The sequence below is a fragment of the Proteus sp. fly-1008 genome, from assembly GCF_040140305.1.
Lineage (GTDB): Bacteria > Pseudomonadota > Gammaproteobacteria > Enterobacterales > Enterobacteriaceae > Proteus > Proteus vulgaris_B.
On the sequence record NZ_JBEEWH010000011.1, the window covers coordinates 39,763 to 59,055 of the forward strand.

Here is a 19,293-nt window from a genome sequence, read left to right on the forward strand (position 1 = left end):
TCAGTAATTATTTTTTGCATATCTCGCGGATCATCGCCTCTAGCAAGTCAATATGCTCAGGATCATCATTTAATGCGGGAATATATTCATACTGTTTACCACCACCATGAATAAAGAACTCGCGGTTTTGTTCATTAATTTCTTCTAATGTTTCCAAGCAATCCGACGAAAATCCTGGACATACAACCTGAACATGTTTAACACCTTCACTTCCCAGCTTTTCCATCGTTTTATCAGTATAAGGTGATAACCAAGGTTCACGACCAAAGCGCGATTGAAACGTCAACATGACCTGCTCTTTAGGGTAGCCTAATTGTATTTCTAATTGTTCTTTAAGCTTTTCCGTTGTAAGGCAACATTCATCATAATAAATATCCCCTGTTTTGATAAAGCGCTCAGGAATGCCATGGAAAGAGAGAATTAAGCGATCTGGTTTTCCATATTGCTGAAAGCTCTTCTCAATAGAGGTAACAAGTGCTTTGATATAAAGCGGGTGTTCAGGGTAGCTACGAATAAAATTTAAGGATGGAATAGTGCGCATCCCTTTCAATATTTTGCTTACACCATCAAACACAGCAGCAGAAGTAGAGCAAGAGTATTGAGGATAAAGTGGTAACAAAATAATGTTCTCAACACCTTGGTGTAACAGTTTTTCAATCCCTTCATTTAGCGATGGATTGCCATAACACATCCCTAATTCCACAGGTATATTAGGTAATCGCTGAGCAAGCGCGTGTTGTTGAGCTCGACTATAAACTAACAGCGGGGACCCCTCTGTCATCCATATTTGTTGATAAAGTTTTGCTACTTTAGGAGAACGAAACGGCAATATCGCGCCCTGTAATATTGGTTTCCAAATTAAAGGAGAAACATCAACAACACGAGGATCGCTAAGAAATTGTGCTAAATAACGTCGGACAGCACCCGTTGTCGGCGCATCAGGTGTACCAAGATTAACGAGAAGAACACCATACTTAGCATGATTCATACCATGACTCCTTAGAGTTATTTTTATTAGGATAACCAAAGAGTAGAAGAATAAAGGAAAATAATGAATTGTGCTTGTCAATTTATTGGATCGAATTTTTTAACTTATTTTATACAGGCTAAATAAGATAAAAAAAATCCCGGCTAAACCGGGATTAATCATAGCGATGACAAATTAGCCAAGGATACTTTTCAGTTCAGCATTAATTTCGCTAACTTTTTGTGTACCATCAACTTTGAAGTATTTTGCATTGCTTGCTTTAGCTTCATTTTGATAATAAGAAACTAACGGTGCCGTTTGAGTATGATACTCAACTAAACGTTTACGAACGGTTTCTTCTTGGTCATCTTTACGTGTTGTTAACTCTTCACCTGTCACGTCATCACGATTTTCCACCTTAGGTGGATTAAATTTCACATGATAAACACGACCAGATGGTGCGTGAACACGACGGCCAATAATACGTTCTACAATGATGTCATCTGGTACTGCGAATTCCAGTACGAAATCCACATTGATACCTGCTTCTTTCATTGCATCAGCTTGTGGAATTGTTCTTGGGAACCCATCCAACAAGAAACCATTACGACAATCGTCTTGTTTGATACGCTCTTTAACTAACGCAATCACTAATTCATCAGTGACTAATTGACCATTGTCCATCAACGCTTTTGCTTTCAGCCCTAGTTCTGTACCCGCGCTTACTGCCGCACGTAACATGTCACCAGTTGAAATCTGCGGGATACCATAATTTTCTTTAATGAATTGAGCCTGAGTGCCTTTACCAGCGCCTGGAGCGCCTAGCAGAATGATACGCATCGCGTAAATCCCCTTGCATTTAATTTTTTATATTTAAACTCGAAAACGCATTACCATACCATTTTGTGAGGTCATCGCTCAAGAAATCACGGTAGCGATTGCATTTTATTTTTGTCGAAAAAGAAAAAACCACGCTCTCTTTTCAGAGAAACGTGGTTTAAATGTTTGAAAACGAAAACAGTTACGCTTTTTGAACTAAAAGTTGATTCACTAAGCGAATAAACTGGTTTGGATCTTCCAAAGAGCCTCTTTCAGCAAATAATGCCTGATCCAGTAATAAATTGACCCAATCAGCAAATAAAGCGTCATCAGTTAACTCTGCTGTTTGTTTCACTAATGGATGATTTGGATTTAGCTCAAAGTTATATTTTACTTCTGGCACTTCTTGTCCAGCTGCCGCAAACAATTTCGCCATTTGAGTAGTCATTTCATCCGCACTGGTTGTCACAATCGCAGGGGTATCTGTTAAGCGGTGTGTTAATTTTACCTCTTTAACTTTGTCACCCAGCAAGGTTTTAATGCGTTCAACGAAAGGTGCTAATTGTTTATCGGTTTCTTCTTGTTCAGCTTGTTTTTCTTCATCCGCCAGCTTATCAAGTGATTCATCGGCTTTACTGACAGACTGGAATGATTTGCCATCAAATTCTGTCAGATAATTCATCATCCATTCATCAATACGATCTGATAACAGCAATACTTCGATACCTTTTTTGCGGAATAGCTCTAAATGAGGGCTATTTTTCGCGGCAGCGTAGCTATCAGCAGTGATGTAATAAATTTTTTCCTGACCTTCTACCATGCGGCTCACATAATCTTCCAGTGAAACAATTTGAGCATCACTGTCGTTATGTGTTGATGCAAAACGCAGTAATTTAGCAATAGTTTCAATGTTAGAGGAGTCTTCTGCTGGGCCTTCTTTTAAGACTAAACCAAACTCTTTCCAGAACGTTTGATACTCTTCAGGCTTATTCTCTGCCAGTTTTTGTAACATTTGTAATGCACGTTTAGTTAATGCACTGCGTAAGTTACGTGTAACAGAGCTGTCTTGTAGAATTTCACGCGAAACGTTTAGTGGTAAATCATTGGAATCAACTAACCCACGAATAAAACGCAGGTAATTAGGCATAAACTGCTCAGCTTCATCCATAATAAAGACACGCTGTACATACAGTTTTAAGCCATGACGCTGTTCACGATTCCATAAATCCCAAGGTGCTTTTGAAGGTACATATAACAAACTTGTATATTCTTGTTTACCTTCAACTCGGTTGTGTACCCAGCTTAATGGATCAGCAAAGTCATGAGAGATATGCTTGTAAAACTCTTTATATTCATCATCACTGACTTCAGCTTTATTACGAGTCCACAGTGCTTGTGCCTTATTAATCTTTTCCCACGTTACTGTACCGTCTTCTTCATTTTTCGTTTCAATTTCAACAGGCAAAGAAATATGGTCAGAATATTTACTAATAATGCTACGTAGACGCCAGTCATCTAAATACTCATCTTCGCCTTTACGCAAATGAAGCGTTATTTCAGTACCGCGATCCGCTTTTTCAATATCAGCAACGGTGTAATCACCTTCACCTTCAGACTCCCAGAAAACGCCTTTATCAGCTGTTTCACCCGCAGCACGCGTGCGCACAGTAACTTTATCTGCAACGATAAATGCTGAATAGAAGCCCACACCAAACTGACCAATTAATTGACTATCTTTAGCTTGATCTTGTCCGATAGATTCTAAGAATGATTTGGTACCTGATTTTGCGATAGTACCTAGATTATCAATGACTTCATCACGAGTCATACCAATACCATTATCACTGATAGTCAGAGTTCGGTTCTCTTTATCAGTGGAAATGCGCACATGCAATTCACCGTTATTTTCATAAAGTGCTGCATCTGATAATGCACGAAAACGTAATTTATCAGCCGCATCTGATGCGTTAGAAATCAATTCGCGAAGGAAAATTTCTTTATTGGAGTAAAGAGAATGGATCATTAATTGAAGAAGTTGTTTAACTTCTGACTGAAATCCTCTTGTTTCCTGACCTTTCATACTCATTTTTACCTCAATTAATCCTAATTTGGCGAAAAAAATCAATATGAGTAAAAAGTGGGGATAGTTAAGCAAGTTTCAAGGGTAGAGTCATAAATTACATGAAGAAAATATATTAGCAGGCTAATATCGATTGAAAATCGACCAAACAAATAAAAAATACTGCTAAGCAATAGCGAAAACTTAGCAGCAAAAAATATTATAGTTGCTCACCATCACTAATAATTATCGCGTTTACACCTGCTTTTACTTCATCTAGCGCATGTTTGATGGTATCAGCATGTGCAAGTACAACCCCTAAGCGGCGAGAGCCTGTAATTTCAGGTTTCGCAAAAAGACGAATTTGACGGTTCGCCTTCAACGCTTTTTCAATACCAGAATAAACGATATTTGAGCTATGTAGCTCTGGCAAAATAACGGCTGAAGCACAGTTACCTAGCTGACGGATCCCCCCAATGGGGTAACCTAAAAAAGCACGAACATGAAGTGCAAACTCTGATAAATCCTGTGAAATTAGTGTCACTAATCCCGTATCGTGAGGACGGGGAGATACTTCATTAAAAAATACATCATCGCCTTGAACAAACAACTCTACGCCAAATAAGCCATAACCCCCTAAATTTTCCACCACTTTACTCGCAATATGTTCTGCTTTAGCAAGAGCTATATCACTCATTTTTTGAGGTTGCCATGACTCACGGTAATCTCCTTTTTCTTGTCGATGACCAATGGGAGCACAAAAATGGATACCATCAACAGCATGAATAGTCAGTAAAGTAATTTCAAAATCAAACGGGATCATTTTTTCAACGATAACACGCCCTTTTCCTGCTCGTCCGCCTTCTTGAGAATAGGCCCAAGCATGTGCTAAATCATTTTCACTACGGATAACACTTTGTCCTTTCCCCGACGAACTCATAACAGGTTTGACAATACAAGGAAAACCGATATCTAAAGCAGCTTTTTTAAAACTCACTTCATCATCAACAAATTGATAATTTGATGTTGGTAAAAGTAATGTTTCCGAAGCTAAACGACGGATCCCCTCTCTATCCATTGTGAGTTTTACAGCACGTGCACAAGGAACAACTCTTTGCCCTTTTTGTTCTAATTCAACCAATAACGAGGTTGCTATCGCCTCAATTTCAGGAACAATAAAATCAGGTTTCTCTTGTTCAATAATGAGATTTAATGCATTACTATCAAGCATATTCACCACATGATGGCGATGTGCGATATGCATCGCGGGTGCATTGGGATAGCGATCAACTGCAATCACTTCAATACCTAGGCGCTGGCATTCAATAGCCACCTCTTTACCCAGTTCACCTGCACCTAATAGCATTACCTTTGTTGCATTAGCTGTAAGAGCCGTACCCAACACAGTCATTTTTTACCCTCACTATTTATAAAAAACACAATGACGCAAACGATTGCCTTTGCGTAGCATAACGGATTTTACTTGATAGAAAAATAGGCAGGCAAAAATAATCAATCAAAGAAAGAAAACAATTACAAAATTTGGCTACGTTTTCCTTTTTGGATTTTTAGATAATTAAGACGTTTTCGGATAAGTGCCAAGATACAGCATAAAAGCCCCAGCCAAATTAGAGAAAAACTGACACCTTTAACTTCATCAAAAGCTTCATGAAATAAGAAAACAGCTAATAAAAATTGAATAGTAGGTTCTATATATTGCGCTAGTCCGATAACGGTTAACGTAGTTCGTTTCACCGCCGCAGTAAAAAACAATAATGGTAATATAGTAACAGGTGCGGTTAAAACATAATAAAAACGAGTCAGATTATCTGCTGAAGGTAGCGCGCTTTTATCTGTCATAAACAACCAAATGGTCACACCTATTGCTAATGGCATTAGCCAAAGAGTTTCCATAAATAAAGAGGTTATTACATCAAAACGAATAAACTTACGAATTAATCCATATACAGCAAATGCGCCCCCCATCATAATAGCCAGCACCGGTAATTCCCCGTACATCCACAGCTGGTATCCCACCCCCGCACAAATTAAGGTAACTGCCCACTTTTCTGCTGGATTAAGCTTTTCTTTCAGAAAGATCACACCTAATAAAATCGAGAAAAGTGGATTAATAAAATACCCTAAGCTCGCTTCTAATACTTGTTGATGCGTTAATGCATAGGTAAAGGTACACCAAGAAACCGCCATTGCCATTGAACTAAATAAACACATAAAAACAGAGCGTTTATCTTGGAAAACCGCGTACCATTGAGTTCTATTCTTGATAAAAAGTCGCACCAACAATAATAAAGGAATAGACCAAATTAAACGCTGGGCTAACATTTCTAAAGGTTGAGCACCAGGTAAAAGCCGATAAAAAAGAGGTGTGATCCCCCAAAGAATATAAGAAAAAATGGCTAATACTGCGCCCGATTGAGCCCACATTTAATATTCCATCAATAAAAGTCGATACGTTTTAATATCATACGCTTAAAACAGATAGAACAATATGATCAACATCGCTGATTGATTGATAAAAAATAGAAGCGTCTAATCGTAAAGATAAAAAAATCTCCACTAATAATGGCTTCGAGAAAAACCAGTATTAATGGAGGGCAAGAAAATACCATTAAGAGAAAGCGTGGTAAAAACCACAACCAGAAAAAATCAGTGAGTTATCAGAAAATCTCCCGAACATGTAAAGGAGGTTGTTGTTGAACAAAATCATGTAATTTTTTACGACTTGGTGCCGCTGCTATCGCTCCTTTTTGAGTTGTGGCCAAAGCACCACAAGCAGCCGCTTGCGTCACTATTTTTGATAAATATTGTTCATCTTCAGCAAAACCATATTCTGCAAGTGCCGCCAACAAACCAGACATAAAGGCATCCCCTGCCCCTGTTGTATCAATGCATTCAACGGTAAAAGCACTAAATGCAACTTGAGTATTGGGAGTTAATACTAAACATCCTTTAGAGCCTTGAGTGATCACTTTTAAACGCGCGGGATAATCTTCTAATTTTTTAAGCGCATTATTCAATGTCACTTCTTGTGTCATCCACGTAAGTTCATCTTCTGATAATTTTAATATATCGGCCTTATGCGCATAATTATCGATAACTTCGCGCATTTCCTCATGATCACGCCACATTTGAGGGCGTAAGTTAATATCGAAACTCAGCAATGAATCCGTCTCTTTAATACTCTTTATCGCGGTATCCAAGGTTGAGCGACAAATGGGATTCACTAATGCTAAAGAGCAAAAATGCAAAATATCTTTTTCGAACGCAGGTAAAGATTTTTCAGTTAAAAATTGATCTGCAGATTCAGCAACTAAGAAAGTAAAATCACGCTCACCATTTTCTTGTAAAGAGACAAGAACTGTACTGGTACGGTGAAACTCATCAAATTCCATTGCTCGAGTATCAACACCCAAATCAAACAATGTTTTTTGCATAAAATGGCCGAACGCATCTTCACCTACACGCCCAATAAAACCACTTTGTTGACCCAGTTTAGCAACGCCCGCAGCGACATTGACAGGCGCGCCACCAGCACATGCTTCATATTGCATGTTTTGCAATGGGATCAGGTCAACAACAGCATCACCTAAAGACCAGACTTTCATAATCTCTCCTGAAGATAAGCAATTATTTTTCTTCACTATATTCTGTTTTTATGACTATTCATAACGATTAAAGGAAGATATTGCTCGTAAATCCACGCTGATAACGTTAACATAATGAGATATTATGATAAAGTCAATCTTATAAAAAGTGTTTTTTCACCTTGAAATGTTATCGTTAACAAAGAAAAGTAACGCATAGTTTAATCTGTTTTTTATTCTTTTATAACGTAAAAACGTGAGCTAAAGACACTGAAAATATAATAAGGATAATGATATGAAACACCGTTTAGAACAATCAACAAATGCCTTAAGTACCTTGATTGAAAAGCGAGGTAATACTTTTTATCCCCAATTTCATTTAGCCGCGCCTGCAGGTTGGTTAAATGATCCTAATGGTCTTATTTATCATGATGGTTTATATCATGCTTTTTATCAGCACCATCCTTATTCTCAAGATTGGGGTCCAATGCATTGGGGACATGCCACAAGCACCGATATGATCCACTGGCAACATCAGCCTATTGCGTTAGCACCGGGAGATGACTACGACAAAAGTGGTTGTTTCTCAGGATCAGCAATTAGCCACGAAGGCAAACTCTATCTTTTCTACACAGGGCACAACTGGTTAGCAGCCGAAGGTGATGATAGCCAAATCTATGAAGCACAATGTGTTGCAATCAGTGAAGACGGTATTCATTTTGAAAAAAAAGGGATCGTTTTACCGCCTCCCGAAGGTTATATGCATTTTCGTGATCCTAAAGTATGGTATCAAGACGGAAAATGGTGGATGGTTGTCGGTGCCAGAGATGAAAAAGATCAAGGACAAGTTTTGCTCTTTTCTAATGAAACCTTATTTGAAGAAGGGAAACAGTGGAGCACCGATTACATTATTTTGGGAAAAACTGACGATAAAAACGTCTATATGTGGGAGTGCCCTGATTTCTTCCCGATAAGCCAAGACAATGAATTTGCGATTGTCTTCTCACCCCAAGGAAAACGTACGGAAGGCTATCAATACCGGAACCTTTTTCAAGCGGGTGCGTTAATCGGTCAATGGTCACCAAACCAACCATTTAAACCACAAGGCCACTTTGTTGAGCTAGATAATGGCCATGATTATTATGCACCCCAATCATTTATGACTCCTGATGGTCGTCGTGTTTCTATGGGTTGGATGGATATGTGGAATTCCCCCATGCCATCAAAAGCGGAGTTTTGGTCCGGTTGCTTCACATTGCCTCGTGAAATTACCTTTGATAAAAGAAAAAATCGTTTATGTATGGTACCAGTCAAAGAAGTTGAATCATTACGCCAAGAAAAAAATACCATTAAACCTCTTACATTAAGCCATCAATCTATAGAGTTAATAGATAACGCATCAGCTATCGAACTTGATTTAACATGGTCTTTAGACAGCCAAGCTGAAAAGTTTGGCTTATGGCTAGGTGAAGGGCTAGAGCTTTTTGTAGATAATCAATCAAATCGTTTAGTGCTTAATCGTCATTACCCTCAATACAATATCAGTGGTGCTCGCAGTATTCCACTACCTGAAGGGTGTCAATTAAATTTACGCATATTCATTGATCGTTCATCAATTGAAGTCTTTGTTAATCAAGGTGAATATACATTAAGTAGTCGATATTATGCGCCACAAGATGCACGTTCTTTACGCCTTTTTGCAATGAGTGGTGATGCAATATTGTTATCAGGTGAATATTGGCGATTAAATCATATCGGCTAGTTTTGAAAATCATTCATTCTATTTTGATGATGATAAAACGTGAGTCCTATAACGACTCACGTTCAACTAATTGGCAAGGTACGTGTACCGTATTTTGATGATTTCGCTCTTGAATAATATGTAATGTTGCTTCTTTACCTAATTCATAATGAGGTAGTTGAACCGTTGTTAATGGCGGATAAAATAGATCGCCTGTACCAATCATATTGTCATATCCTAAAACAGCAACCTGATCTGGAATACGCAATCCCATAGACAACAAGACTTGATAAGCTAAAAAAGCAATACGGTCATTACCACAAATTAGGATATCAAAATCTGCTTTTTGATGAGTGCAATGTTTTTTCAATATTTCAATCACATCACGGTAATGCTCATCGCCAAACATCATCGTATATTGGCGTAAATGTGTTAATGGTAGCCCTGCTTCTTGCCAAGCATCTTCAACCGCTTTACGGCGAATAGGCCCCGCAACCGATTCTTCAGGTATATAGAAGCACAAAGGATGACGATATCCCTTCTCAATGACTTTTTTCATTGCATAATATTGCCCATGATAATCATCTGGAATATAAGTTGGAAAAGAGTGTGACTTATCCAAGCAGTTCGCTAACACTAGATTCTTATCATGCAATTTTTCGTGCACAGAAATTTCACGTAATCCCATCGTCGTGTAGATAATACCGTCTGGTCGCTGGGCTAAAAGCTGCCAAATAGCATTTTCATAACAATCTTGTGCAGTCAAATTGACCACAAATGAACTCCATCCAAATTCTCTTGCTGTTTGCTCAATAGATAAAATCATTTCAACAGAAAATGGTGTTGTTGCGGTATCAATTGCTAAAACGCCAATTGAGGAAACTTTTGTTCCTTGCCCACGAATTTTTCGTGCAGAATAATCTGGAACATAGTTAAGTTGATCAATAGCACTTTGGACTTGTTTCAGTGTTTCTGGTTTTAATAACTCTGGGTTATTAATCGCTCTTGAGACTGTCATCAAAGAAACGGATGCAAGTCGAGCTACATCTTTCAGTGACGCCATAGTATTGGCTCGATTGGTTTATTAAAAGGAATAGGTATAAATAAAGTGCTATTTTACAAGAAGTAAAGTCAAAAAGCCACAAAGGGAATTTTATTGTAACTAAATACAACTATTAATTTTCTCGCTAATAGACACCTAAATATATTATTTTTTTACTTATTAAGTGCGTTCAATATAGTTAAAATCACTTACGGTAAAAAACTTAGTTACAATTAATAATAGTTATCCGAACATCCATTATGGAAATAAATTATTCTTATCTATAAAATACAAATATTGAAACAAAACAAAGTTCTGATATTTTATCTATAATATAATACAGAAGTATTAATCATTTTTAATTTGATATATTCTGAATATGGCTCCGTTGCGTGAATGTTACCCTACATAAAAAACTTATAAATTAGTCAAATTTCGTTACTCATTCACTTTTAGTGAAAGAGCTGAGTAAAACCAGGAGCAACATATGGAATCAATAATCCACTTAATCACATTTGAAGATGACAGTACAAAAGTTCAACTTAAAGCTGTTCTTTCTTCTTTAGCTGCTAATGTGAAAACCTATTCAAATGAACAGGCTTTCTTGAAATACTATTTCTCTTCAACAAAAGGAGCACATAAAGAATGCATCATCATTAATACAAAAAGCAGTGCAGCACCATCAATTGCACTGATTAAAGAACTCAACAAATTGAAAAATATCATTCCTGTTATTATTATTTCTGGGGATAGTTCCATTGAAAGTTGTCGTAGTGCATTTAAATCAGGCGCTTTTGAATATTTAACTCGCCCTTTAAATGTAAATGAACTTCTTAATATTGTCTCAGAATCATTCCTTCATTATGAAAGTGAAGTTGAGCAATTCCGAACATATATATCTTTAAAAGATAAATTTGGTAAGTTATCAAATAGAGAAAAAGAAGTTATGGAAATGATCCTTGAGGGAAATACGAGCAAAGAAGCGGCGGAAAAACTTTCGCTATCTCCTCGTACTGTTGAAGTTCATCGCTCAAACATGTATACAAAATTGAAAATAAGATCACTACCACAGTTAGTTCAAGAATATGATTTCTTTAAGAAATATGACTTGAGAATAAACTAATTCCATCAAGTGATTTTTATTTTTCAATAGGTTGTATTATCTAAAGATATAACGATATGACCTGTTTAATTTTCATTATCTTTTATTAATGAGAGAAATCTGTACTTCTAAAACATTCTATTTTGGATGATTTGTACTTAATATGGGAATAATTAACACGTTATACTCCATTCTACGATAGAAGGGGGCGGCAACTTATTTTGATGCCACCCTTTCATTATGGTTCGTTTAATTTCGATTTAAAACACTCATATATTTTATTTTCATAATCGCTATTATTAATAACTATAATTACTGTTTTTTATTAGTAATAGCAATATAAGAATATGTGAAGCATTTCATTTGATATAAATCATTTTTTACTTTTTATAAAGATGAACATTCTCATTTTAAATTTCCATTATTCTTTATTCTTATTTTACGATAGAAATTATTAATGATTAAAAAATAATACAAAATAGATTCTGGTCTCTTTTTTTTATGTTCATTTAGAGATTGTTTATGCGATTTCATTTTCGATTTAATCGAAATTTTATTAATAAGAATATTCTAATTAATGTATTTAAATTATCGTAATTTTGGTCGTAAAACAAGAAAGAATAATAAGTATTATCCTTTATACTCCCTTTTACTTAAGAAATTTATTCTCTTTATAGTTTAAATAATGTAATACATTATTTGTCATTCCCACTTAATACCAATCCAATAAAGATCATCATTAAAAGATCATTACTGGTAAGTATAATAGACTATCACTGAATAAGTATTAACCCCTAGAAAAGTAAATATTTATTGATAATTTATTTATAGTCTTAATTTGAGTATTAGAAGATAGGATAAATATGTACTTTAAAAATATAAGATAAGCTTATACGTTTATTCTTATTCTCACTTTGACCAATAAGCCTTATGCTATCCCCTCCTAACTCGCTTTTTTACAAAGAAAAATGAATAACCAAGATAAAAATCGCCGTCCTATAAAAGCAAGACAAACAAACTGGGCAACAAAATCAAGCCGCTATTTACAGCAAAAAGGGGCTACGCCCAACGGTATTTCGGTGTTTAGCATCGTATTTGCATTGCTTGCTGGCCTATCGCTCTTTTTTGCCCTTTCTTATTCTCATGGCTTATTACGCTCGTTCTTATTGATCCTTGGTGCATTAATGATCCAAGGTCGTCTTATTTGTAACTTACTAGATGGTATGGTTGCGGTTGAAGGCGGGATGAAAAGCCCTGTAGGGGCAGTTTATAATGAATTACCAGACAGAATTGCAGATACGCTGATCATTTTAGGTGTCGGTTATGGTTTATCCAGCGACTTTTCAATGGCTATTACTTTAGGCTGGATAGGTGCTTTTTTTGCGGTAATGACTGCTTATGTTCGTGTGCTAGGCGGGAGCTGTGGATTAGAACAACACTTTACAGGCCCTATGGCAAAACAACATCGAATGGCTTTACTCACTTCAATTGCTGTAATTGCTGCTTTTATTCCTAACCTTTGGGGAGTGTGGCTCTTTTTTATCTCATTATGGATTATTATTTTAGGTTCAACACTAACCACAATTTTCAGAACCCGTCGAATTTTACGGGATTTAGCACAAGGTGTCTGATTAATGAAAAATGGAAAACTTGCTTTAGATGCAAAAGTGGTGTCATCCGTATTAGTCTCTATCTGTCGTTTTTTAACGGGTATTCGAGCAAAACAAACGTCTCCGATAGCGAAAGATACACCTTGTATTTATTATGCTAACCACTCTAGTCATCTTGATGGTTTGGTAATTTGGTCTTGCCTTGCGCCTGATATTCGTCCTTATGTACATCCCGTTGCCGCTGAAGATTACTGGAATAAAAATCGCTTACGTCGCTATTTGTCTCGCCGTATTTTTAGGGCAATCCTTATTCCTCGCCATGCTGCTAAAATGAATATTGCTGAAGAAAACAATCAATGTGAAAAGATACTTGAACAATCAACGGACGAAACTGCATCATCAACATCGAATAAAATGAATGCACTGGCTATCATGCAAGATATTTTAGACCAAGGTGAATCTCTAATTATTTTCCCAGAAGGCACACGAGGCAATGGCGAATCTATTCAGGATTTTAAAGCTGGCCTTTGGCATCTTTCTCGTAAAAATCCGAATGTTCAATTAGTCCCCATTTATCTTGAAAACTTAAATCGGGTACTCCCTAAAGGCTCCCGCTTAGTTGTTCCCGTTATTTGTAGTGCAATTTTTGGTGCCCCTATAGTAGCTACCCATGAAAATGAAAGTAAACAAGAGTTTCTGATAAGAGCCAAAAGCGCGTTAGAGGAGTTACACAATGGAACGTATTAATAATGAAGTCCTCTGGATATTTATCGGACTCTTCTCTTTCTTAATTGTTGCCAGCATTATTGGCGCTATTCTTGCGGCAATTAAAGGCCCTACATCAACAATTACTAACCTTAACTCAAGGATCAATGCTTGGTGGGTAATGTGTATTATTGCGGGTGTTGCAATTGGTATTGGCGCAATTGGCTCTGTGGTACTGTTTACTATTATTTCATGGCTTGCTCTTCGTGAACTCATTACATTAACCCCAACACATCGAGGCGATCATGAGGCATTGTTTTGGTGTTTCTTTGTGATATTACCTATCCAATACATTCTCGTTGGTGTGCAGTGGTATAATTTAATGGCGATATTCATTCCTGTTTACGCCTTTTTATTAATCCCAACACGCATGGCACTTTCAGGTGATACCCGCCATTTCTTAGAGCGTATGGCAAAAGTGCAATGGAGTGTGATGATCGCCATTTATTGCCTAAGTTATGCTCCGGCACTATTAATGTTGCCTATTGAAGGTTTTGAAGGCCGTAATATCAACTTACTGCTCTTTTTAATGATTGTGGTACAAGTTTCTGACGTACTCCAATATGTCTTTGGTAAATTATTTGGCAAACATCCTATCGTGCCTAAATTAAGCCCAAATAAAACAATCGAAGGATTTTTTGGTGGCATTATTTCCGCCAGCCTTATCGGTATGATGTTGTGGTGGGCGACGCCTTTTTCATGGTGGGCCGCCTTTTTACTCTCTTTAGTCATTACATTGGCGGGTTTTGCTGGTGGTTTATGTATGTCAGCGATAAAAAGAGACAGTGGCGTAAAAGACTTTGGCACAATGATAGAAGGCCATGGTGGCATGATGGATAGAATGGATTCACTCTGTTTTGCGGCCCCTATTTTCTTTCATGTTATTCGCTATTTTTACGTTTAGTTTTTACACTATTTAGTCAAAAATAAGCGAACTCAAGACAAACAAACATGCCGATATCCATATTATCGGCATGTTTATATATTCACTTTTATCTTATTATTCATACAAATTTAATATCAGATATTGATTATCAACATAATAATTAAACAATTGTTTTTATTTTAGACTAAAAGTAAATATTATTATTTTTATAATAAAATCAATTTATTAATTAATAACATTCTTAATCAAGAGGTCTGATTTCTGTATTTTTTATTCATTATGATAGCCTAAATGCCAGCTATCTTTTACCCTAACGCCCCTTTTCATTCTAAAATATCTATAATTATGATCACTTGGCTACTTCTCGCTGCTTCTTTATTATTTTTAGGTTTCAATCGCATACTTGCACTTATTACACTTGCAGTCACAGCACTTAGCGCATTTATAACAGGCATTATTACATGGCAAGTCTTGCCGATTATCTTTAGTATTCTGTTATTAACGTTTGCTTATTCCCGTTATAAAACACAACCACTGCTTCGGGCAATTATCATTCTTGCTCTTATTATCATTGCTAGTGGTTTAGCCTTTCATCTTCTTCCTGGCTTTAACAATTTACGTTACCTTTCATACACCTCTATAGGAATAAAAAGCGCCCCTTTTACGTTTTATTTCAATGCAGATAAAGCATTGATACCCTTTATTTTTCTCATTTTCATTCCCACACTTTTTGTCTGTCCTCCATTAAAAAAAGCGAATAAACTACAATGGATAATGTTGATTATTGCTATTCCTGCATTATTACTTATTGCCGTAAAATTAGGGGGATTAGCCATTGAGCTTCATTTACCACATTGGTTACCTGCATTTATTCTGGCAAACCTCTTTTTTGTCTCTCTTGCTGAAGAAGCTTTATTTAGAGGTGTTATTCAACAAACCTTATCACGTTACCTTCCTCCTTATGTTGCACTATTAATTGCATCCATAATCTTTGGCCTCGCACATATTGCAGGAGGAATATTGTTAGTTGTTTTCGCTTCGTTGGCAGGGATTATTTATGGTTTGGCTTGGATGTGGAGTGGTCGGCTTTGGGTTTCAACCGCGTTTCATTTTGTGCTTAATTTGACTCATCTACTCTTTTTTACTTACCCATTTAAAATAGCCTGATCTCTTTTCTTTCATCTTATTAAAGAATTTTTTATCCTGACTTTCACCGCCTTTTACTGATATCTTAACTTCATCGGTAAAAGGATGAGTGAAACGTGAAAGTAATCACACAAATGGAATATAGATATTCTTATTTACGCCCATCATCCGATAAAATTTTTGTTAGTATGCTTTATCGCTTATCTATAAATAATCGAAACTTCATACGGCACACAATATCAAACCAATAATAATAACATCCATTAACACGATAAGAAGTTGTCTTACTTTGCAGTATAGACCTTAGAAAAAATAGGTAAGCTTTGCTTTGTTTGCTTTTTTTAGTTCAGCATTATCTGCTGAAATTTTGCCTCTCTTATTACCAGGACAAAAGATATGTTAGACCAAGAAATGATCCGTACTTTTATACAGGTCGCCGATTGCCAAAGTTTTACGAAAGCTGCCGATATGCTTCATAAAACATCCGCAGCCATTAGTTATCGGATTAAAACATTAGAAGAAAATATTGGTACTCAACTTTTTAATCGTACAACCCGAACCGTAACATTAACCCCAGCAGGTGAATATTTATTAGAAAAATGCCGCCAATGGATTGTATGGTTAGAATCGATGCCTGTTGAGCTTCAACAAATGAATGCTGGTGTCGAACATCAAGTGAATATTGTCATTAATAATCTTCTTTATGATCGCACTGCGGTTGCCAGTATGCTGGCTTGTCTTCATCAACGTTTTCCTTCCACACAATTTCATATTACTCGCCAAGTTTATATGGGTGTTTGGGATGCACTTATTAATGAAGATTATCATTTTGCTATTGGCGTTACGGGGAATGAGTCCCTTAAGAATAATATCAATATTTGCGCCATGGGTGAAATTCAATGGCAATTTGTTGTCGCACCTAATCATCCTTTAGCCAATATCAGTGGGGTATTAAGTGATGATCAAATGCGAATGTATTCCGCGGTTAACGTAGAAGATACGTCTCGCCATCTTTCTAAACGCACAGCATGGCGCTTATCCGGTCAGCACGAAATTCGCGTACCTGATTTACACACCAAATTAGCCTGTCATTTAAAAGGCGTCGGTATCGGATTTTTACCATTAAGTTTGTGTAAACCTCTTATTGATAGTGGCCAGCTAATTGCCAAAGAAGTAAAAAATCGTCGTCATAATTCGCCGCTTTCTTTTGCATGGTGTGAAGATAAAAAAGGCGCTGTGGTCAGTTATTTAGTCGAGCTTTTTAAGCAAAATCATCCTAGCGTGCAATCGTTTTACGATCCTTTAAACTAAAAGGGCAAACCGAAGTCTGCCCTTTTACTGTTTATTCAATGACTAACTGAATGGTGAGCTATGCTTTTGCTTCTTCATTATTATTGTTGCTTTCTTTAATAAAGAGGCTGGCCACAATACCAATACAAATCAGAATAGCGGCAAAGTAGAAACCTGAGTCCATACTTCCTGTTTTATCTGATAAGAAACCCGTTAGTGTTGGTGCGAAAACCGAACCCAGCATACCAATACAGTTATAAACACCAAACGATGTACCTAACGCATGTCGTGGTGAATTATCAGCAACTACAGCAACCAATACTGGGTTTGTACTGATTTTACCTACAATACCGTAAAGGATCAGAGCACCAATTAATACAGGCATTGATTCTGACATTGGTACAGCAAGAATAGCGACAAGTGACAGTGGTAACATGATCAGCAATACAGGCTTACGACGACCAATTTTATCTGAAACCCAGCTAAAAATAAGTGAACCAGGAATAGCAAACCACGGCATTAATGATGCAATAGTTGAAATTTGTGTCCCTGTAATTCCACGTTCAGTTTCTAAGTAGTACGGTAACCAAGTGACTAATACGAAGAAACCATAGATTGAACAGAAGATAGTGACATACGCAAGGTTGATATTGCGATTGCCAAATAAGTCTTTAAATGTCAGTTTAACTTTCTGTTTTGGTGCGCCAGCTTCTGCCGCAGATTGTGCTTTGGGTTTATCTTTGATTATCCATAACATCACCAAACCAATGATGATAATAGGAACACCAATAATATAGAACGGCGCACGCCAGCTCATTCCCATCTCACCAACAGAAATACTTGAGATGTAATAACCAATCGACAGACCAAATGCCATACCACTATTGATAATCGCACTACCTAACGTAATACGATGTTTCGGTATCGCTTCTGAAGATAAACCATATTGAGGGCCATAATAGAAGCCTTGAAAGATACCCACCATGACCCATGCAAACATAAAGGTCACGTAAGTTGGCATCATACCCGCAATAATGGTGAACCCACCAAAGAGCACAACCCCGGTTACTAATACTTTTTTCTTACCTAAATAGTCACCAATCATGCCTGATGGAATATTGAGTGCTGTATATCCGATAAAGAAAATACTCATAATAGAACCAAGTTGAGCTTTAGTAAGATCAAACTCAGCACCAATATTTACCATTAATGGGCCGACAATAGCGCGGCTACCATAAAGTGCAATCCAACCAAAAAAGAAGATAATGGTCAGTTTGACCCAATAAGGGACTTTGCCTTTCTCATTCACTTGTGCATCGTTCATAATGACGCTCCTGAAAGAATTTTTATTAAGACTTATAAATTAAAGTGCCAGACTGACCTTCAATAACTTGTTGAATATTTTGTAATGCACCAATATGGGCTTGTTGCCCAGTTGCGTTAACAAAATCACTCACCGCCATAATTTTTGGTCCCATTGCGCCATCAGCGACAGCCATTGGTGCAAGTTCTTCTGGTGTTGCTTCACGAATTGCGGCTTGTTCTGGTGTACCCCAATTTTTATAAATAGCATCAGCCTCTGTTAAAATAACAAAGTGCTCTGCATTTAATTCACGAGAAATTAAAGCCGCGGTTAAATCTTTATCAATAACCGCTTCACTACCAATAAATTCATTATTTGTATTATTGACTGGAATACCGCCACCACCACCACAAATAACAATATGACCTTTATCTAATAAAAGTCTTACCGCTTCGATATCAATAATCTTTTTCGGTGTTGGTGATGGCACAACACGACGGTAATGTTTACCATCTTGTTTAAATGTCCATTGATACTTAGCAATCAATTCTTCTTTATCAGCTTCATCATAAATAGGGCCAATAAATTTACTTGGATCGTTAAATGCTTCATCATTAATATCAACAGAAACACGCGTCATTACCGTTGTAATAGCTTGATCTGGGTTATTTTGATTAATTTTTTGCATCATCATATAACCAATCATACCCTGGCTTTCAGCCACTAGAATATCCAACGGATATGCAGGAACATCTTGATATGCCAGATTTTGTAGTGCAAGTAGTCCAACTTGAGGCCCATTGCCGTGTACTAATACAACACGGTACTCTTTTGCTAATTTATTAATTGTCTCTGACATTAATTCAATATTTTTATATTGATTCTCAGCAGACAAAACTTCTCCGCGTTGTAATAATGCATTTCCGCCTAAAGCAATAACAATTGTTTTCATAATTAT

General features: G+C 36.8%; 16 protein-coding genes. 7 read left to right on the top strand and 9 right to left on the bottom strand.

Annotation, left to right across the window (positions count from 1 at the left end; all coding sequences use genetic code 11):
* Positions 1-7 precede the first annotated feature (7 nt).
* From hemH to ABN256_RS15960, 6 genes are all read right to left on the bottom strand, one after another.
* Entirely contained in the window at positions 8-988 is a 981-nt protein-coding gene (hemH, locus tag ABN256_RS15935) for a ferrochelatase (protein ID WP_340893639.1), read from the bottom strand.
* A 174-nt stretch (positions 989-1,162) separates the two neighbouring features.
* Complete coding sequence (gene adk, locus ABN256_RS15940) at positions 1,163-1,807, bottom strand: adenylate kinase (protein ID WP_023582632.1); 645 nt, start codon at positions 1,805-1,807, stop codon at positions 1,163-1,165.
* Positions 1,808-1,988: 181 nt separating this feature from the next.
* Entirely contained in the window at positions 1,989-3,872 is a 1,884-nt protein-coding gene (htpG, locus tag ABN256_RS15945; protein WP_349439730.1) for a molecular chaperone HtpG, read from the bottom strand.
* 193 nt (positions 3,873-4,065) lie between these two features.
* Complete coding sequence (gene purT / locus ABN256_RS15950; protein ID WP_349439731.1) at positions 4,066-5,256, bottom strand: formate-dependent phosphoribosylglycinamide formyltransferase; 1,191 nt, start codon at positions 5,254-5,256, stop codon at positions 4,066-4,068.
* Between the two features lie 122 nt (positions 5,257-5,378).
* Positions 5,379-6,290, bottom strand: a complete 912-nt coding sequence (gene rarD / locus ABN256_RS15955) for an EamA family transporter RarD (RefSeq protein WP_197269946.1) — start codon at positions 6,288-6,290, stop codon at positions 5,379-5,381.
* Between the two features lie 233 nt (positions 6,291-6,523).
* Complete coding sequence (locus tag ABN256_RS15960) at positions 6,524-7,471, bottom strand: PfkB family carbohydrate kinase (RefSeq protein ID WP_115350804.1); 948 nt, start codon at positions 7,469-7,471, stop codon at positions 6,524-6,526.
* A 274-nt stretch (positions 7,472-7,745) separates the two neighbouring features.
* On the opposite strand from ABN256_RS15960, the gene ABN256_RS15965 reads away from it, so the two are divergent.
* Positions 7,746-9,212, top strand: a complete 1,467-nt coding sequence (locus tag ABN256_RS15965; RefSeq protein WP_349439732.1) for a glycoside hydrolase family 32 protein — start codon at positions 7,746-7,748, stop codon at positions 9,210-9,212.
* Between the two features lie 46 nt (positions 9,213-9,258).
* On the opposite strand, the gene ABN256_RS15970 is transcribed toward ABN256_RS15965, so the two are convergent.
* On the bottom strand, positions 9,259-10,254 hold the full coding sequence (locus ABN256_RS15970; RefSeq protein WP_196553885.1) for a LacI family DNA-binding transcriptional regulator: 996 nt from the start codon (positions 10,252-10,254) through the stop codon (positions 9,259-9,261).
* Between the two features lie 466 nt (positions 10,255-10,720).
* Between ABN256_RS15970 and ABN256_RS15975 the strand changes: the two genes are divergently transcribed.
* The 6 genes from ABN256_RS15975 (at position 10,721) to allS (ending at position 17,053) form a co-directional block, all read left to right on the top strand.
* Complete coding sequence (locus ABN256_RS15975; protein ID WP_109409787.1) at positions 10,721-11,356, top strand: response regulator transcription factor; 636 nt, start codon at positions 10,721-10,723, stop codon at positions 11,354-11,356.
* A gap of 947 nt (positions 11,357-12,303) precedes the next feature.
* Positions 12,304-12,966, top strand: coding sequence for a CDP-alcohol phosphatidyltransferase family protein (locus ABN256_RS15980; protein ID WP_196553884.1), 663 nt, complete (start codon positions 12,304-12,306; stop codon positions 12,964-12,966).
* A gap of 3 nt (positions 12,967-12,969) precedes the next feature.
* On the top strand, positions 12,970-13,692 hold the full coding sequence (locus ABN256_RS15985) for a lysophospholipid acyltransferase family protein (protein WP_196553883.1): 723 nt from the start codon (positions 12,970-12,972) through the stop codon (positions 13,690-13,692).
* A complete protein-coding gene (locus ABN256_RS15990; RefSeq protein ID WP_196553882.1) occupies positions 13,679-14,614 on the top strand; it encodes a phosphatidate cytidylyltransferase in 936 nt (311 codons plus the stop codon). The genes ABN256_RS15985 and ABN256_RS15990 overlap by 14 nt, the downstream gene beginning before the upstream one ends.
* A 327-nt stretch (positions 14,615-14,941) precedes the next feature.
* Positions 14,942-15,763 carry a CPBP family intramembrane glutamic endopeptidase gene (locus tag ABN256_RS15995; protein ID WP_196554030.1) on the top strand — a complete coding sequence of 274 codons (822 nt, stop codon included), beginning with the start codon at positions 14,942-14,944 and terminating at the stop codon, positions 15,761-15,763.
* Between the two features lie 375 nt (positions 15,764-16,138).
* Positions 16,139-17,053: an HTH-type transcriptional activator AllS gene (gene allS / locus ABN256_RS16000; RefSeq protein ID WP_072070143.1), complete on the top strand. Its 915-nt coding sequence runs from the start codon at positions 16,139-16,141 to the stop codon at positions 17,051-17,053.
* A gap of 58 nt (positions 17,054-17,111) precedes the next feature.
* Here allS and ABN256_RS16005 read toward each other — a convergent pair whose 3' ends face one another.
* Positions 17,112-18,356, bottom strand: coding sequence for an MFS transporter (locus ABN256_RS16005; RefSeq protein WP_196553881.1), 1,245 nt, complete (start codon positions 18,354-18,356; stop codon positions 17,112-17,114).
* Positions 18,357-18,381: 25 nt separating this feature from the next.
* Positions 18,382-19,287 (bottom strand): carbamate kinase, encoded by a 906-nt coding sequence (locus ABN256_RS16010; protein WP_197269944.1) that lies wholly within the window; start codon positions 19,285-19,287, stop codon positions 18,382-18,384.
* Between the last annotated feature and the right edge of the window lie 6 nt (positions 19,288-19,293).

What these genes read in the sequence shown, in the direction of transcription:
- rarD (WP_197269946.1), bottom strand. Translation starts at nt 6,290, where the DNA reads ATGTGGGCTCAATCGGGCGCAGTATTAGCCATTTTTTCTTATATTCTT.
- purT (WP_349439731.1), bottom strand. Translation starts at nt 5,256, where the DNA reads ATGACTGTGTTGGGTACGGCTCTTACAGCTAATGCAACAAAGGTAATG.
- ABN256_RS16010 (WP_197269944.1), bottom strand. Translation starts at nt 19,287, where the DNA reads ATGAAAACAATTGTTATTGCTTTAGGCGGAAATGCATTATTACAACGC.
- ABN256_RS16005 (WP_196553881.1), bottom strand. Translation starts at nt 18,356, where the DNA reads ATGAACGATGCACAAGTGAATGAGAAAGGCAAAGTCCCTTATTGGGTC.
- ABN256_RS15975 (WP_109409787.1), top strand. Translation starts at nt 10,721, where the DNA reads ATGGAATCAATAATCCACTTAATCACATTTGAAGATGACAGTACAAAA.
- ABN256_RS15965 (WP_349439732.1), top strand. Translation starts at nt 7,746, where the DNA reads ATGAAACACCGTTTAGAACAATCAACAAATGCCTTAAGTACCTTGATT.
- ABN256_RS15990 (WP_196553882.1), top strand. Translation starts at nt 13,679, where the DNA reads ATGGAACGTATTAATAATGAAGTCCTCTGGATATTTATCGGACTCTTC.
- ABN256_RS15995 (WP_196554030.1), top strand. Translation starts at nt 14,942, where the DNA reads ATGATCACTTGGCTACTTCTCGCTGCTTCTTTATTATTTTTAGGTTTC.
- ABN256_RS15970 (WP_196553885.1), bottom strand. Translation starts at nt 10,254, where the DNA reads ATGGCGTCACTGAAAGATGTAGCTCGACTTGCATCCGTTTCTTTGATG.
- adk (WP_023582632.1), bottom strand. Translation starts at nt 1,807, where the DNA reads ATGCGTATCATTCTGCTAGGCGCTCCAGGCGCTGGTAAAGGCACTCAG.
- hemH (WP_340893639.1), bottom strand. Translation starts at nt 988, where the DNA reads ATGAATCATGCTAAGTATGGTGTTCTTCTCGTTAATCTTGGTACACCT.
- htpG (WP_349439730.1), bottom strand. Translation starts at nt 3,872, where the DNA reads ATGAGTATGAAAGGTCAGGAAACAAGAGGATTTCAGTCAGAAGTTAAA.
- allS (WP_072070143.1), top strand. Translation starts at nt 16,139, where the DNA reads ATGTTAGACCAAGAAATGATCCGTACTTTTATACAGGTCGCCGATTGC.
- ABN256_RS15985 (WP_196553883.1), top strand. Translation starts at nt 12,970, where the DNA reads ATGAAAAATGGAAAACTTGCTTTAGATGCAAAAGTGGTGTCATCCGTA.
- ABN256_RS15960 (WP_115350804.1), bottom strand. Translation starts at nt 7,471, where the DNA reads ATGAAAGTCTGGTCTTTAGGTGATGCTGTTGTTGACCTGATCCCATTG.
- ABN256_RS15980 (WP_196553884.1), top strand. Translation starts at nt 12,304, where the DNA reads ATGAATAACCAAGATAAAAATCGCCGTCCTATAAAAGCAAGACAAACA.